At 71.5% G+C, this 15,129-nt stretch carries 14 protein-coding genes; 3 read left to right on the top strand and 11 right to left on the bottom strand.

What is annotated here, in order from left to right; all coding sequences use genetic code 11:
- The first annotated feature begins 1 nt into the window (after position 1).
- Positions 2-736 carry a helix-turn-helix transcriptional regulator gene (locus tag ACA514_RS10190; protein WP_375040802.1) on the top strand — a complete coding sequence of 245 codons (735 nt, stop codon included), beginning with the start codon at positions 2-4 and terminating at the stop codon, positions 734-736.
- 74 nt (positions 737-810) lie between these two features.
- On the opposite strand, the gene ACA514_RS10195 is transcribed toward ACA514_RS10190, so the two are convergent.
- The 4 genes from ACA514_RS10195 to ACA514_RS10210 form a co-directional block, all read right to left on the bottom strand.
- Positions 811-1,779, bottom strand: a complete 969-nt coding sequence (locus tag ACA514_RS10195; RefSeq protein ID WP_375040803.1) for a zinc-binding dehydrogenase — start codon at positions 1,777-1,779, stop codon at positions 811-813.
- Between the two features lie 91 nt (positions 1,780-1,870).
- A complete protein-coding gene (locus tag ACA514_RS10200; protein WP_375041104.1) occupies positions 1,871-2,623 on the bottom strand; it encodes an amino acid ABC transporter ATP-binding protein in 753 nt (250 codons plus the stop codon).
- Positions 2,624-2,676: 53 nt separating this feature from the next.
- Entirely contained in the window at positions 2,677-3,588 is a 912-nt protein-coding gene (locus ACA514_RS10205; RefSeq protein ID WP_375040804.1) for an amino acid ABC transporter permease, read from the bottom strand.
- Between the two features lie 4 nt (positions 3,589-3,592).
- Entirely contained in the window at positions 3,593-4,495 is a 903-nt protein-coding gene (locus ACA514_RS10210) for an ABC transporter substrate-binding protein (RefSeq protein WP_375040805.1), read from the bottom strand.
- A 354-nt stretch (positions 4,496-4,849) separates the two neighbouring features.
- Here ACA514_RS10210 and ACA514_RS10215 point away from each other — a divergent pair, with 354 nt between their 5' ends.
- The gene (locus ACA514_RS10215; protein WP_375040806.1) at positions 4,850-6,040 is read left to right on the top strand and encodes an NADP-dependent malic enzyme; all 1,191 of its coding nucleotides are present in this window, start codon (positions 4,850-4,852) and stop codon (positions 6,038-6,040) included.
- 75 nt (positions 6,041-6,115) lie between these two features.
- Here the strand turns inward: ACA514_RS10215 and sodX are convergent, their stop codons facing one another.
- Positions 6,116-6,529: a nickel-type superoxide dismutase maturation protease gene (sodX, locus tag ACA514_RS10220; protein WP_375040807.1), complete on the bottom strand. Its 414-nt coding sequence runs from the start codon at positions 6,527-6,529 to the stop codon at positions 6,116-6,118.
- 180 nt (positions 6,530-6,709) lie between these two features.
- Here sodX and sodN point away from each other — a divergent pair, with 180 nt between their 5' ends.
- The gene (gene sodN, locus ACA514_RS10225) at positions 6,710-7,138 is read left to right on the top strand and encodes a superoxide dismutase, Ni (protein WP_375040808.1); all 429 of its coding nucleotides are present in this window, start codon (positions 6,710-6,712) and stop codon (positions 7,136-7,138) included.
- A gap of 55 nt (positions 7,139-7,193) precedes the next feature.
- Here sodN and ACA514_RS10230 read toward each other — a convergent pair whose 3' ends face one another.
- From ACA514_RS10230 to ACA514_RS10255, 6 genes are read right to left on the bottom strand one after another with little or no spacing between them, the layout of a single operon-like run.
- Entirely contained in the window at positions 7,194-7,664 is a 471-nt protein-coding gene (locus tag ACA514_RS10230; protein ID WP_375040809.1) for a GNAT family N-acetyltransferase, read from the bottom strand.
- A gap of 42 nt (positions 7,665-7,706) precedes the next feature.
- Positions 7,707-8,942 (bottom strand): enolase C-terminal domain-like protein, encoded by a 1,236-nt coding sequence (locus ACA514_RS10235; RefSeq protein ID WP_375040810.1) that lies wholly within the window; start codon positions 8,940-8,942, stop codon positions 7,707-7,709.
- A complete protein-coding gene (locus tag ACA514_RS10240; RefSeq protein WP_375040811.1) occupies positions 8,943-11,981 on the bottom strand; it encodes a glycoside hydrolase family 38 C-terminal domain-containing protein in 3,039 nt (1,012 codons plus the stop codon). It abuts the gene before it with no gap.
- Between the two features lie 31 nt (positions 11,982-12,012).
- The gene (locus tag ACA514_RS10245; RefSeq protein ID WP_375040812.1) at positions 12,013-12,819 is read right to left on the bottom strand and encodes a carbohydrate ABC transporter permease; all 807 of its coding nucleotides are present in this window, start codon (positions 12,817-12,819) and stop codon (positions 12,013-12,015) included.
- The gene (locus ACA514_RS10250; protein WP_375040813.1) at positions 12,819-13,781 is read right to left on the bottom strand and encodes a carbohydrate ABC transporter permease; all 963 of its coding nucleotides are present in this window, start codon (positions 13,779-13,781) and stop codon (positions 12,819-12,821) included. The genes ACA514_RS10245 and ACA514_RS10250 overlap by 1 nt, the downstream gene beginning before the upstream one ends.
- A gap of 7 nt (positions 13,782-13,788) precedes the next feature.
- Positions 13,789-15,066 (bottom strand): ABC transporter substrate-binding protein, encoded by a 1,278-nt coding sequence (locus ACA514_RS10255; protein WP_375040814.1) that lies wholly within the window; start codon positions 15,064-15,066, stop codon positions 13,789-13,791.
- Between the last annotated feature and the right edge of the window lie 63 nt (positions 15,067-15,129).

Below are 15,129 nucleotides of genomic sequence, written 5' to 3' on the forward strand. Positions count from 1 at the left end.
GTTGAGCCCCGTTTTCGGCCACGGCCGGCTCCGGCTGTACCTGCTGAAGCTGCTGGAGGAGAGCCCGCGGCACGGCTACGAGGTGATCCGGATCCTGCAGGACCGGTTCCTCGGGGTGTACTCGCCCTCCCCCGGGACGATCTACCCGCGGCTGGCCCGGCTGGAGGCGGAGGGCCTGGTCACCCACGAGGTGGTCAAGGGCAAGAAGGTGTACTCGCTGACCGACAAGGGCCGCGCGGAGCTGGAGCGCCGGATGGACGAGCTGGCCGAGCTGGAGGACGAGATCACCGCGTCCGCGCAGGAGTTCGCGCGCGGCGTCCAGCAGGACGTCCGGCAGACCGTCCGGTCGCTGCGCGAGGAGCTGACCGAGGCCGCGCGGACGATGCGCGACCAGGGCAGGGGCACGTCCAAGGAGGCGTGGAAGGAGACCACCGGCCGGCAGAAGGACGAGTGGCGGCGGCAGAAGGACTTCTGGCGCGAGCAGAAGCAGGCGTGGAAGGAGGAGTGGCGGCAGAACTGGGAGGACGCCTGGAAGACGGCGACCGGCAGCCGCGACGACATCGCCCGCCTGAAGCTGGAGCGGCTGCTGCGCGGGTTCGTCGAGGACGTCCGCAAGGCCGCGAAGCCGTCCCGCCTCAGCGACGACGACCTGACCGCCGTCCAGGCCCTCCTGGACGAGACCCGCGACCGCCTCCGCACCGAGATCCTCGACCGCGACATCGACGCCCGCGACTGACCCGCCCCGCGGCCGGCCGCGGCGAGTCGCCGGGATGGGGCGTCCCAGGGCGACGACCCGCCGCGGCCCGACGGCTACGGGGTGAAGACGATCTTGCCGAAGAGGTCGCCCTCGGCCATCGCGGCGAACCCGTCGCGCGCCTGCGCGAGCGGCAGCGTCCGGTCGATCAGCGGGCGGGTGCCCGTCTTGACCAGGAACCGCGCCAGCCGCTCCAGCTGCTCCCGGGTGCCCATCGTGGAGCCGACGACCTGGAGCTGCAGGAAGAACACCCGGTTCAGCTCCGCCGGCGGCACCTGGCCGCTGGTGGCCCCCGACACCACGATCCGGCCGCCGGGCCGCAGCGACTTCAGCGAGTGCGACCAGGTCGCCTCGCCGACCGTCTCGATGACCGCGTCGACCCGTTCGGGCAGCCGCGCGCCGGACTCGACCGCGACGTCCGCGCCGAGTTCCAGGGCGCGCTTGCGCTTGGCCTCGCTGCGGCTCGTCGCGAACACCCGGAAGCCCGCCGCCGACGCCAGCGCGATCGCGGCGGTCGCGACGCCGCCGCCCGCGCCCTGCACCAGCACCGTCGAGCCCGGCTGCAGCCCCGCCTTGTCGAACAGCATCCGGTAGGCGGTCAGCCACGCCGTCGGCAGGCACGCGGCCTCCGCGAACGACAGCTCCGCCGGCTTGCGGATCAGGTTGCGGCGCGGCACCGCGACCTTCTCGGCGAGGGTCCCCAGATACCGCTCCGACAGCAGCGACCGCTTCGGGTCGAGGGTCTCGTCGCCGCCGCCCCGGTCCGGGTCGGCGATCACCGAGTGCACGATGACCTCGTTGCCGTCCTCGTCGACGCCCGCGGCGTCGCAGCCGAGGATCATCGGGAGCCGGTCGGCGGGGAGCCCGACGCCGCGCAGCGACCACAGGTCGTGGTGGTTGAGCGCGGCGGCCCGCACCGTGACGGTCGTCCAGCCGTCCGGCACCTCGGGATCGGGCCGCTCCCCCAGCGTCAGCCCGTTCAGCGGATTGTCTGCGTCGATCTGTGTGGCCGTGACAGCGAACATGGACACACGCTAACCGCCCGCCGGAACGCCGGACGGCCCGCCCCCATTGCGGGGACGGGCCGTCCGGACCGCGCGCCGCGGCGCCCCGCGGTCAGAGCACCTTGGACAGGAAGTCCTGCGTGCGCGGATGCTGCGGATTGTTCAGCACCTCGCGGGGCGTGCCCTTCTCCACGACGACGCCGCCGTCCATGAAGACGAGCGAGTCGCCGACCTCGCGGGCGAACCCCATCTCGTGGGTGACGACGACCATCGTCATGCCGTCCAGCGCGAGCTGCTTCATGACCTCCAGCACCTCGCCGACCAGCTCCGGGTCCAGCGCGGACGTCGGCTCGTCGAACAGCATCAGCGCCGGCTCCATGGCCAGCGCCCGCGCGATCGCCACCCGCTGCTGCTGCCCGCCGGACAGCTGCGCCGGGTAGGTCTGCGCCTTGTCGCCGAGGCCGACCCGGCCGAGCAGCGCGACGGCCTCCTCGCGCGCCTGCGACTTGGCCTTGCGCTTCACCCGGCACGGCGCCTCCATGACGTTCTCCAGCGCCGTCATGTGCGGGAACAGGTTGAACCGCTGGAACACCATGCCGATCTCGCGGCGCTGCGCGGCGACCTCCCGGTCGCGCAGCTCGTGCAGCTTCTCGCCGACCTGCCGGTAGCCGACGAGGTGCCCGTTCACCCACAGCCGCCCGGCGTTGATCTTCTCCAGGTGGTTGATGCAGCGCAGGAACGTCGACTTGCCGGACCCGGACGGGCCGATGACGCACATCACCTCGCCCGGCATGACCTCCAGGTCGATGCCCTTGAGCACCTCGAGCCGCCCGAACGACTTGTGCACCTGCTCGGCCTTGACCATGGGCCCGGCGCCGGCGGGCTCCTGCTTCGTGAGGTCGGTCACGGCGCCCCCCTTCACTGCGCGCCCCCGCCGCCGCGGAAGCGGAGCCGCTGCCGGGACGCCTCGCCCCGGCTCGTCCCCCGGCTGTAGTGGCGCTCCAGGTAGTACTGGCCGATCATCATCACCGAGGAGATCAGCAGGTACCACAGGCACGCCATCACCAGCATCGGGATGATCTTGTAGGTGCTGGCGTAGATGGTCTGCGCGGTGAAGGTCAGCTCCGAGTACGGGACGGCCGCCACCAGCGAGGTGTTCTTCAGCATCGAGATCGCCTCGTTGCCGGTCGGCGGGACGATCACCCGCATCGCCTGCGGCAGCACGATCCGGCGCATCGTCTGCGCGCGGGACATGCCGAGCGCGCTCGCCGCCTCCTGCTGGCCCTCGTCCACCGACAGGATCCCCGCCCGGACGATCTCCGCCATGTAGGCGGCCTCGTTGAGGATCAGCCCCAGCGCCGCGGCGATCGCCACGTTGATCAGCGACTGGGTCTTCCAGGTGTGGAACTCCGGGCCGAACGGGATCCCGACGCTCAGCGTCGGGAACAGGCTGCCGACCGCGCCCCAGATCAGCAGCTGCGTGTACAGCGGGGTCCCGCGGAAGAACCACAGGTACACCCATGCCGCGCCGCTGAGCAGCGGGTTGGACGACATCCGCATGAGGGCGAGGATGATGCCGAGCACCACGCCACCGAGCATCGCCGCCAGCGTCAGCCAGATGGTGTTGCGGACGCCCTTCAGGACCGCGTCGGAGAACAGGTACTTCCACTGCTCCGACCAGTCCAGGGACTTGCTGGTGAGCAGGAAGTGGACGAACATCGCGACCAGGACCGCGATGACCGCCGCGCCCACCCAGCGGCCCGGGTGCCGGACCGGGACGGCCCGGATCGCTTCGGGCCGCCCCTTCTCGACCTCGTTGTCGACCGTCATCCGATCAGCTCGTCGCGCCGTTGATCACCGGATCGGTGATGCCGCCGCTCTCCACGCCGTTCTCGGTGAGGATCTTCTTGTAGGTGCCGTCGGCGATGAGCGCCTTCAGCGCCCCCTGCACGGCCTCCTTCAGCTGGCCGGAGTTCTTGCCGATGGTGTAGCCGTACGGCGCGGTGTCGTAGACCTGGCCGATGATGTCCAGCTTGCCGGTCTTCTTCACCGCGTCGCCGACGATCGGCGAGTCGGCGGCCATCCCGTCCACCTTGCCGGCGACCAGGTCGTTGTTGACCTCGGTCTGCTGCTTGCGGACGACCGACTTGATCCCCGGCTTGCCCGCGGCGGCGCACTTCTGGCTGCGCTTCTTCAGGTCGTCGACCTGCACGGTGCCCTGCTGGACGCCGATGGTCTTGCCGCACGCGTCGTCGGGGTTCACGCCCTTGGGGTTGCCCTTGAGCGTCGCCCAGGCGGTGCCGGCCGAGTAGTAGGTGACGAAGTCGACGGCCTGCTCGCGCTCCTTGGTGTCGGTGAAGGAGGAGACGCCCACCTCGTACTTGCCGGACTGGACGCCCGGGATGATCGTGTCGAAGCCCGCGTTCTGGAACTCGACCTTCAGCCCGAGCTTGCCGGCGACCGCGGTGAACAGGTCCACGTCCCAGCCGTGGATCTTCTGCGTGGCCGGGTCGACCGACTCGTTGGGCGGGTAGGACGCGTCCGAGCCGACCATGATCTTGCCGTCGCTCTTGACGCCGGCCGGCACCAGGGCGGCGAGCTTGGCGTCCGCGCTGGTCTTCGGCGCGGTACCGCCGCCGGAATCGTTGTCGTCGCCGCAGGCCGACAGGGCGAGGGCGCCTGTCAGCACGAGCGCGCCAGCCGCGACGGCATGGCGGCGCAGAGAACCGGTGATCACAGGTCCCCCTCCAGTGGTTGCGTCGGGATCCCCCATGGATCCTGAGGTCAAGTGCACATTTTGGCGCACACACCACCCAATGCGGATAAAGGGTCCGACACAATCGGACAACGAGGCGGCCCGGCGCCCGCGCCGCCACCCTGCGTCCCGGCACTGTACGCGAAGATCACGCTACCGTCCGTGCCGATCAGTGACGGCCGCCACCGCCACGCCCCCGGACCGGCGGCACCCCGTATGGCACAATCGGACAACGGGTGACCCCCGTACGTCGCGAGATGTCCACCAGGTGACGGCCACCAGACCACACCACCGCGGCGGCATCGCCCGAAAGCCAACTTTCAGACAGGGGTCGCTGTGGCTGCCGAGCCCATTCCCACCGAACCGCTCTCACTGGACGACGATCCGGCCTTCCCGCTGCACCGCGGCGGCAAGCTGGAGATGCGGTCGACCATCCCGGTCCGCAACAAGGACGATCTGTCCCTCGCCTACACCCCCGGCGTCGCCCGGGTGTGCACGGCCATCGCCGACAACCCCGAGCTCGCCTACGAGTACACCTGGACCTCCCGGGTCGTCGCCGTCGTCACCGACGGCACCGCCGTGCTCGGCCTCGGCGACATCGGCCCGGCCGCCTCCATGCCCGTCATGGAGGGCAAGTCGCTGCTGTTCAAGGAGTTCGCCGACGTCGACTCCGTGCCGATCGCGCTGAACTGCACCGGCGTCGACGAGATCGTCGACACCGTCACCCGGCTGGCGCCGAGCTTCGGCGGCATCAACCTCGAGGACATCAGCGCCCCCCGGTGCTTCGAGATCGAGGACCGGCTCCGCGCGGCCCTCGACATCCCCGTCTTCCACGACGACCAGCACGGCACCGCGATCGTCGCGCTCGCCGCGCTGAAGAACGCCGCCCGGTTCGTCGGCAAGCCGCTGTCGGAGCTGCGCGCCGTCGTGGCCGGCGCCGGCGCGTCCGGCATCGCCGTCTCGCAGATCCTCATCGAGGCCGGCATCGGCGACATCGCGCTGTCCGACAGCAAGGGCCTCATCCACGAGGGACGCGACGGGCTCAACCCCGTCAAGCAGCGGATCGCCGCGATCACCAACCGGTCCCACCTGAAGGGCTCCACCGAGGAGGCGCTGCGCGGCGCCGACGTGTTCATCGGCCTGTCCGGCAGCACCGTCCACGAGTCGTGCGTCGCCACCATGTCCGACAGCGCGATCGTGTTCGCCCTCTCCAACCCCACCCCCGAGGTGCACCCCGAGGTCGCGCTCCGGCACGCCAAGGTCGTCGCGACCGGCCGCAGCGACTTCCCCAACCAGATCAACAACGTGCTCGCCTTCCCCGGCATCTTCCGCGGCGCGCTGGACGTCCGCGCGCACTCCATCACCGAGGGCATGAAGCTGGCCGCCGCGAACGCGCTGGCCGACATCGTCGGCGACGACCTCACCGCCGACTACATCATCCCCAACCCCTTCGACGACCGCGTCGCGCCCGCCGTCACCGCCGCGGTCGCCGCGCAGGCCCGCGCCGAGGGCGTCAACCGCATCTGACCTCCCGCGTCCCGCCCGATGCGGCGCGGCGTGATGCGCGGCCCGCGTCCCCACCACGGGATGCGGGCCGCGCCGCTACCGTCCGTCCGCGGGCCGACCGGCCCCCGGGCGGACGGACACCCGCCGCCACGGCCAGTACCGCGCCACGACCCGGCCGAGGACCCGGCGGTCCGGCACCGCGCCGAAGTCCCAGCTGTCGCGGCGGCCGCGGGCCCGCTGGTTGTCGCTCTCCAGCCACCAGCCGTCCCCGGAGCGGTGCGCCACCCGCTTGACGATCAGCACGTCCGCCCGCTCGGGGTGCCGCGCCACCACGACGTCCCCGGGACGCGGCCGGGCGCCCGCCAGCACCACCAGCCAGTCCCCCGGTGCCAGCCCCGGCAGCATCGAGTCGCCGGTCACCGCGACCGTCCGCAGCCGCCCGCGCGTCCCGGCCAGCGCCAGCAGCACCGCCCCGCCGAGCGTCCAGGCCACCGGGTGGCGCATCCGCATCGCTCTCCTCGCCTTCCTGCGCGGCGCTTTTCGCGCGTTCGGCCGCATAGTCGCGCGGCCACGGGTCACCATCACCGGGAAAGGGCGCCGGGCCGCGCCGCGGCCCGGTCCTAGGCCGAAATACCGAGCGCCCTGGCCGGACGGGCCCGGGAGCACAAGGGTAATGTCGGTGCCCTGAGCATGATCCGCAACGAGGGAAGGGAATCGCAGGTGTTCAAGTTTCTGCGCCCGAAGACCACGGTCTCCGCGCACTGCGACCTGCCGTGTGGCGTCTACGACCCGGCGCAGGCCAGGATCGAGGCCGAGTCGGTCAAGGCGATCGCCGAGAAGTACCAGGCCAACGAGGACCCGGAGTTCCGCGCCCGCGCGATCCTGATCAAGGAGCAGCGCTCCGAGCTGGTCAAGCACCACCTCTGGGTGCTCTGGACCGACTACTTCAAGCCGCCGCACTTCGAGAAGTACCCGCAGCTGCACCAGCTGTTCAACGAGGCCACCAAGCTCGCCGGCGCCTCCGGCACCAAGGGCAGCATGGACCCCAAGGTCGCCGACGACCTGCTCGCCAAGATCGAGGAGATCTCGAAGATCTTCTGGGAGACCAAGCAGGCCTGACCAGGGCCGACGGCGAGGCCCGGTCCCCGGTGGGGGCCGGGCCTCGGTCGTTCCGTCAGGAGCGGGCGGCCTTGGTGAGGGCGTCGCCGGTGAGGCGGTAGGTCGTCCACTCGTCCTGCGGGCGGGCGCCCAGGGACTCGTAGAAGCCGATCGCGGGCTTGTTCCACCCGAGCACCGCCCACTCGACGCGTTCGTAGCCGCGCTCGTCGGCGATCCGGGCGAGCTCGGTGAGCAGGGCCTTGCCGTAGCCGTGGCCGCGGACGTCCGGGTCGACGAACAGGTCCTCCAGGTAGATCCCGTGGGTGCCGTTCCACGTGGAGAACGTGAGGAACCACACGGCGAAGCCCGCGACGCGGCCCTCGTGCTCGGCGATGAGCGCGTGGACGCGCGGGTCGTCGCCGAACAGGCGCTCCTTCAACTGCTCCTCGGTGGCCTTCACCTCGTGCAGGGCGCGCTCGTACTCCGCGAGCTCGCGGATGAGGCGGAGGATCGCGGGGACGTCACCGGGGGCGGCAGGGCGGATCATGCCGGAAAGGCTATGCCAGGCCGCCGGGTGCGCCGTCCGGGGCTAGAGCGCGGCCAGCGGCGCCGCCGGGTCGGCCCACCGCTCGTTCGGGACGAGCGGGTACCAGCCGGGGCGCCCCGGGTCGCGGTCGTACGGGTAGTCGCCCAGTTCCCGGTAGAGCTCGGCGTACTCGGCGACCTTGTCACGGTCCAGCGTGACGCCGAGGCCGGGCCCGGACGGCACCGCGATCCGCCCGTCCGCGTAGCGGAACGGGCCGCCCTCGATGACGTCGCCGGCGAGGTGGTGGTAGTGCGCGTCGGCGGCATAGGTGAGGTTCGGCAGGACGGCGCCGAGATGCAGCATGGTGGCGAGCTGGATGCCGAGCTCTCCCGACGAGTGCACCGACACCCCGAGCTGGAAGGTGTCGCAGATCCCGGCGGCCTTCACGCACGCGCGGATGCCGCCCCAGAACGTCGTGTCGAGGAGCACCACGTCCACGCTGCGGTGCAGCACGTTGGTGGCGAGCTGCTCGAAGTTGACGACGACGGTGTTGGTGGCCAGCGGGGTGCTCACCCGTTCGCGGACGAGCCGCAGGCCCTCCAGGCCCCAGACCGGGTCTTCGAGGTAGTCGTTGTTGAGGTGCTCGATGGCCTTCCCGAACCGCAGTCCCTCGTCGAGGCTCAGCACCGCGTTGGGGTCGTAGCGCAGCCGGTCGTCCGGGAACGCCTCGGCCAGCGCGCGGTAGCACTCCAGCTCGTAGGCGGGCGGGAAGACGCCGCCCTTCAGCTTGTGGACGGCGAAGCCGTGCCGCTCCTTGAGGTCGCGGGCGTGCGCGACGAGTTGCTCGGGGGTGCGGACCTCCGGCGTCCGGCCGTCCGCGCCCGGGTAGCGATAGAAGAGGTAGGACGCGAACGGGACGCTGTCGCGGACCCGGCCGCCGAGCAGGTCGTGGGCGGGCACGCCGAGGTGCTTGCCGACCAGGTCGACGCAGGCGAACTCGATGGCGGCGAGCATCTGGGTGCGGTTGTTGTACAGGCTCGCCGTCGGGTTGGCGATCTTGAAGCGGAGGGCCTCCATCTCGAACGGGTCGTGCCCCTCCAGGTAGGGCGCGAGCGCGCGGAACGCGTCCTCGGCGCTCTGCCCGCCGCCGCCCATCTCGCCCAGCCCGACCAGGCCGTTGTCCGCCTCGACCTCGACGATCGTGCGGACGAAGCGGCCCCAGTGCGCGCCGTTGCTGTGCAGCAGCGGCGCCTCCAGCGGGACCGCGACGGTGGTGGCCCGGATGCCGGTGATCTTCATTTAGAGGTTCCCCTTCACCGTGACGGCGACGATCCCGCAGGCGGGCAGGCGGACGGTCGCGGCGCCGTCCCGGACGGGCGCCTCCGCGGCGTCGCGGCCGAGACCGGAGTCGACGATGGCGCGGCGCATCCCGGGGACGGACAGCGTCGTCTCGACGGGTGCGGCGGCGAGCGAGCGGAGCCGGACGACCAGGTCGGCGCCGTCCCGCCCGATCGAGGTGACGTGCACGTCGGGGTCGCCGACGGACGCGAAGGCCTCCGTCGGCTCCGCCGGTCCGGTCCCGGTCGCCAGCGTCGCGACGAACGGGTCGGTGAGCCCGGCCGCGGCGAGGGCGCCGAGCCGCCGGCCCGGGAGCCCGCCGGCGGCGGACGCGACGGCGTACCGGAAGGTGGTCTCGCCCTGCTGCTGGGACGGGAAGTTGGTGTCCCAGATGTTGTTCAGCGCCCAGGAGTAGACGGTGGCGGGCTCGTCGTCGAGGGTGGGCGGGAACGGCGCGTACGGCATGTGGATGGAGCCGAACTGGACGAGGGGCGCCTCCAGCGTCGCCCACGCCACGGTCAGTTCGGGGTCCTCGAACGCGACCCAGTGCCGGATCGGGCGCATGTGCTCGGCCGATCCGGGGACGCTCGGCACGCCGGTGCCGCCGACGCCGCCGGTCAGCTCCCATGCCGCGGGCGGGCCGCCGGCCGCGAACGGGAAGGCGAAGAAGACCGCCTCCTTGGTGGCCGTCGGCTGCTTGCCGAGCTGGAAGCGCAGGTCGAGCCGCGGCACGCCCGCGTACAGGTCGAGGGTCGTGCGGATCCAGTCGACGCCCTTACCGGTCAGCTCCACGATGAGGCGTTCTCCCACGGCGGTGCGTTCACACCTGACGACGGCGGCGTGCCGGCCGAGGGCGCGGTCGCCGAGGAGCGTCCTGTCGTGGACGAGCATGTGCCCGGACATGTGGTTGAAGTGGGGCGCGGTCGCGTACCGGTCGTAGACGTACTGCCCGAACCCGGCGGCGGCGTCGGCGTTGACCAGCTCGCGTCCGGCGGCCTTGTCGAAGATCGAGGCGAGGTGGCCTTCGGCGAGGTCGTAGGTGACGCGGTAGTACTCGTTCTCGATCACGCCGTCGCGGCCGAGGTCGACCGGTTCGGGGGCGGGCGTCGCGCCGCGGACGACGTCGAGGCGCACGCGGCCCATGCCGGGGACGTCCGGGACGACGGCCTCCAGGTGGCGGCCGATCGGGCGGGTCGGCCACTCGTCGGGGTCGACCTCCTCCTCGTGGTGCGGCAGCGGTTCGCCGGTGCGGGCGTCGAGCAGCGTCACGGGGACGTCCACGGGCACCACGTCGCGCGGCAGGAACGCGCGGACGACGTCGGTCCGCGTGGCGCCGCCGGGGTTCAGGACGGCGAACGAGGCGAGCGCGTCCGGCGCGGGCCCGAGCGTGGCGCCGAACCGCCGCGCCCCGGCCTGCAGCAGGTCGAGGGCGTCGTCGTAGGACTGGTAGCCGACTGCGGACTTGCGGGTCCACTGGAGGCCGCCGGAGTCGGTGCCCTCCTCGGCGTCCTCCCACGGGTTGGCCGCGCCCCAGGTGTGCTCGTCGAACAGCGCCGCCTTGTCGTAGGCGTCGTCCAGGCCCTCGGCCTCGGCGCCGGCGAGGGCGTGCAGCGTCTCGGCGGTGCGCAGGACGTTCTGGGCGCGCCGGACGTGGCCGAGCGGGCGGGCGCCGGAGCCGAGGCCGTCGGCCCACCAGTCGGTCCAGTCGCCCTCGTGGACCTGGAGCCGGTCGCGGTGGTGCTCCTCGACGTGCTCGAAGAACTCGGCGTTGGTCGCCGTCCGCAGCCGCGGGTACTCCCATGTCGCGTTCCAACGCAGCGCGATGTCGGCGGGCATGATCGACGGGCCGGCGTTGTCGGCGTGCGCGCCCTGCACCCGCAGGTGCACCGCGTCGAGGACGTCGGGGGCCTTGTCGGCGCCGACCTGGCCGGGCGCGGCGTACCAGCCGAAGGTGCCGGGCCCGTACGGGTAGGGCCGGTCGGCGAGGGAGGACAGGTAGCGCGGCAGCAGGTCCTCGGCGAGGTCGTAGCCGTCGACGAGCCCGACGGTGTTGCCCTCCATGTACGCCATGCCGTGCGGGGTGTCGGTGAACCACACGATCAGCTCGCGGCCGCTCGGCGCCCGCCAGCGGAACGGGCGGCCGAGCTTGTCGCCGCCGGTGATGTACGGGACGGAGCGTCCCGCCCAGTTGTGCGCCGCCGCGAGGTACCGGACGCCCGCGGCGTTCAGCGCGTCGACGACGCCGACGACCGCGCCCGGGATGTCGGTGTGCATCGCCGAGCGGACGTCGATGCCGTGGCGGTCGCGCAGGTCCTTCACGAACCGCAGCTGCCGGTACAGCTCGTCGGTCGAGCACGCCTCGGTGTGCAGCTGCATGGGGAACGCGGTGACCTCGATGTTCCCGCTGCGGGTCCGGTCGACGAACTCGGCGACCTGGTCGTCCGGCCGGGTGGCGAGCCAGCGCAGCGCGGGCAGCGACGACTCCACCGACCAGCGGAACCGGGCGTCGCCCGGCCGGCCGTCGGTCTCCCGGGCGAGCCGCAGCGCCGCGTCCAGGTAGTCCAAGTGGTGGCGCAGGACGGTGCCCTGGGTGTCGGTGTAGCCGATGTCCAGGTGCGAGTGGTGGACGACGAAGACGCTCCACTTGCGCTGCGGCGTGACGTCGAGCGGGGCGGCGCCGACGAGGCCCGCGCCGTCGCGCACCTCCAGCGTGAGGCGGCGCGTGGCGTCGACGGCCGGGACGAGCAGGGTCGCCCGGCCCGCGGCGTCGGTGCGCTCCTCGGCGTCGCCGAGCCGCAGCGTCAGCCCGGGGCCCGCCTCGATCCGGACGGCCTGCCGGAGCGCGCCGGCCGCGTCCCGCCTGAACAGCGGGACCACCGCCGCCCGCACCGACAGCCCGCGGACCGCGAGCACCTCGGTGGAGGTGTCGTGGCGGAGGGCGGCGCGGATACCGTCGTAGTCCGGGGAGCCGAGGCTCTCCGTCAGGAGCCGACTGGTCATCCAGGTCCTTTCAGAATGACGGTGACCGGGGTCAGAACTGGGCGAGCGTCAGCCCGCGGGTGAACAGCCGCTGCGTCGCCAGGAAGAGCACGACCGTCGGCAGGGAGACCACGAGCCCGGCGGCCAGCGCGACCGGGACGGGCGTCCCGGCGTACACGTCGGTGGTGAGCGCCGACAGCTCCGCCCAGACCGGCCGGACGTTGTCGGACTGCGCCAGCGTCAGCCCGAACAGCAGGTCGTTCCAGACGTAGGTGAACTCGAGGATGAACACGGCGGCCAGCGCGGCCGACGACAGCGGCAGGTAGATGCGCCAGAAGATGCGGAACGTGGACGCGCCGTCCAGCCGCGCCGCCTCGAAGATCGAGACGGCCACCGAGCCGAAGAAGTTGCGCATCACCAGCGCGGCGAGGGGCACGCTGATCGCGGTGTGGACCAGCACCAGGCCCATCTGGTTGTCGTACAGCGAGACCTTGCTGTAGCCGACGAACAGCGGCACCAGCAGCATCTGGAACGGCACGACCGTGCCCGCGAAGATCACGACGAACCAGAGGAACCCGAACCGGACCCGCAGCACCACGATCGCGTAGCCGGCGAGCGCGCCGAACAGCACCGCGAGCGCGGGCGCGACCAGGCTGTAGATCGCGGTGCTGCCGATTGTGGCGCCGACGTCGGTGCGGCTCCACGCCTCACCGACATTGTCGAACAGCCCCATCGACCCGGGCGGCTTCACCGCGTCGGACGGGTCGTAGTCGCCGGCGGGGCGGACGGCGTTCGCGACGATCAGGTACGTCGGGAACAGCCACACCAGGCCGAGGACGATCAGCACGACGCGGCGCATCAGGAGGCCTCCCTGCCGAGCTGGTGGCGCAGGTAGAGGTAGGAGGCGAGCCCGGTGACCGTGGTCAGCAGCACGGCGATCGCCGACCCGTAGCCGTACTCGTCGGCGACGAAGACCTGCCGGTACATGGTCACCGCGAGCGTCTCGGACGTCCGGCCGGGGCCGCCCTGCGTCATCACCCAGACGATGTCGAACGTCTTCAGGCTCGCGACCAGCGCCAGCCCGAACACGACGGTGGTGAGCGGCCGCATCAGCGGCCAGATGACGTACCGGAACAGCTGCCATCCCGACGCGCCGTCGATGCGGGCGGCCTCGATCGGGGAGCGCGGGATCGACTGGAGGCCGACCACGAACAGCAGCATGTTGACGCCGAGCTGCTGCCACGCCCACACCACGATCATCGCGAACGTGTTGCGCGGGCCGTCCTGGAGGAACTCGGTGTGGCCGCCGGGCATGCCGAGGAACGTCAGCACCTGGTTGGCCATGCCGTCGGGCTGCAGGATGAAGCCCCAGATGAGGCCGATGCCGGCGCCGGACATCGCGTACGGGATGAGGAACGGCAGCCGGTACCAGGCGCCGCCCTTGATGTTGTACGACAGCACCGCGACCAGCAGGCCGAGCCCGACGGGCAGGACCGTGGTGCCGGCGACCCACAGCAGGGTGTTGCGGATCGAGGTGAGCAGCGCCTCGTCCTGCAGCAGCCGCCGGTAGTTGTCCAGTCCGGTGAACTTCGGCGACCCGAGGCCGTCGTAGGTGGTGAGGCTCAGGTACGCGGTCCACAGGAACGGCAGGTAGATCAGCACCGCGACGAAGAGGACGGCCGGGGTGAGGTAGGCGTGCCGGAACCGGCCGTGCATCGCGAACCCGGCCGGGGGGCGCCCGCGTCTCCCGCCGCGCCGCTGCCCGCCGCGCGCGCGTCCGAGCGGCGTCCTCGCGCGCACGGCGGTCGTCTGGTCGGTCATCGCGGGCTCAGCTTCCGGCCTTGTGGGTCTTCCAGTAGTCCTCGTTGACCTTCTGGACGTCCTGGAGCACCTTCATGTACGAGCCGGGCTTGGCGAGGAAGCCGTCGAACCCGCTGAGCGCGGCCGTCAGGACGGGCGCGGGCGCGGCCTCGAAGTAGCGCGGCACGAGCCGGTTCCCGCCGTCCGCGGCCTCCTTGGTGACCTTGTCCAGCTCCGGGTCGGCGATCTTGACCTTCGGGTTGCCGGACACGTCGCCGCGCGCGTTGGCCCACTTCTCCTGCGCGGCGGGGGTGATCCACCACTTCAGGTACTTGGTGCTGGCGGCCGCGTCGGGCGCCTTGCGCAGCGAGCACAGCGGCCCGCTCTCGAAGACCAGGGACCGCTTGGGCAGCGACGGCGCGACGTTGGGGATGAAGAAGAACCCGTAGTCGGTGCCCTGCTTGAGCCCGCGCTGGGTCATGCTGGTGTTGAACCAGGTGCCGCTGATGACCATGGCGGCGTCGCCGGACTTGAAGTGGTCCGCGGGGTCGGCCTTGTCGCCGGGGTTGGAGAAGTAGCCGGCGTCGATCATCGACTTCCACTGCTCCATCACCTTGACCACGCCCGGGTCGGTGTAGGAGGCCTGCCCGGTGGACAGCCGCTCGTACAGGTCGGGGTCGGTGCCGGCGAGCAGCTGCTCGAACCAGGCGAAGGAGAACAGCGAGGTGGGCGTGGTCTGGTTGAACGGGACCTGGCCCTTGCCCTTCAGCGTCTGGGCGATCTTCATCAGGTCGGCCCAGGTCGTCGGCGGCGTCAGGCCGTACTTCGCGAAGATCTTCTTGCTGTAGAACATGCCCCAGTACGCGGTGTTGAGCGGCACGCAGTACTGCTTGCCGCCGACCGTGTAGTACTTGGCGAGGTCCTGGGTGAGGTCGCCGCTCTTGATGGCGTCCTGCCAGATCGACGTCGTCTCGGCGACCTGGTTCTGCTTGACGATCTCCTCGAGGCGCCCGCCGGTGGTCCAGGTGAACAGGTCCGGCTTGACCTTGGTGCGGAACGAGGACTTGATGAACGCGGTGTAGGTCGGCTCGTCGGTGTATCCCACCGGCTTCATGTCGAGCCCGGTCTGCTGCTTGCCCAGCGCGCTCATCTGCTCGAAGAAGGGCTTCCACGCGCCCTTGTCGTTGTAGAGGCTGAGCCCGGACTTCGACCCGCCGGAGTCGTTGCCCGAGGCGCAGCCCGCGACCGCGGCCAGCGCCGCGGCCGCCGTGAGGACGGCGGTCGTGCGCGTGCGCATCGACGGCATGGGGGCCTCCTTGGTTCATGGGGTGGGTTGGAGGTCGTGCTGACGGTGTTCCGAGTGATCTGG

Origin of the sequence: Actinomadura sp. NTSP31 (assembly GCF_041951385.1) — a bacterium.
Lineage (GTDB): Bacteria > Actinomycetota > Actinomycetes > Streptosporangiales > Streptosporangiaceae > Spirillospora > Spirillospora napierensis.

Excerpts from the sequence above, each read along its gene's own strand:
- ACA514_RS10195 (WP_375040803.1), bottom strand. The coding sequence starts at position 1,779 with ATGTTCGCTGTCACGGCCACACAGATCGACGCAGACAATCCGCTGAAC.
- ACA514_RS10200 (WP_375041104.1), bottom strand. The coding sequence starts at position 2,623 with ATGGTCAAGGCCGAGCAGGTGCACAAGTCGTTCGGGCGGCTCGAGGTG.
- ACA514_RS10205 (WP_375040804.1), bottom strand. The coding sequence starts at position 3,588 with ATGACGGTCGACAACGAGGTCGAGAAGGGGCGGCCCGAAGCGATCCGG.
- sodX (WP_375040807.1), bottom strand. The coding sequence starts at position 6,529 with ATGCGGATGCGCCACCCGGTGGCCTGGACGCTCGGCGGGGCGGTGCTG.
- sodN (WP_375040808.1), top strand. The coding sequence starts at position 6,710 with ATGATCCGCAACGAGGGAAGGGAATCGCAGGTGTTCAAGTTTCTGCGC.
- ACA514_RS10230 (WP_375040809.1), bottom strand. The coding sequence starts at position 7,664 with ATGATCCGCCCTGCCGCCCCCGGTGACGTCCCCGCGATCCTCCGCCTC.
- ACA514_RS10235 (WP_375040810.1), bottom strand. The coding sequence starts at position 8,942 with ATGAAGATCACCGGCATCCGGGCCACCACCGTCGCGGTCCCGCTGGAG.
- ACA514_RS10240 (WP_375040811.1), bottom strand. The coding sequence starts at position 11,981 with ATGACCAGTCGGCTCCTGACGGAGAGCCTCGGCTCCCCGGACTACGAC.
- ACA514_RS10245 (WP_375040812.1), bottom strand. The coding sequence starts at position 12,819 with ATGCGCCGCGTCGTGCTGATCGTCCTCGGCCTGGTGTGGCTGTTCCCG.
- ACA514_RS10250 (WP_375040813.1), bottom strand. The coding sequence starts at position 13,781 with ATGACCGACCAGACGACCGCCGTGCGCGCGAGGACGCCGCTCGGACGC.
- ACA514_RS10255 (WP_375040814.1), bottom strand. The coding sequence starts at position 15,066 with ATGCCGTCGATGCGCACGCGCACGACCGCCGTCCTCACGGCGGCCGCG.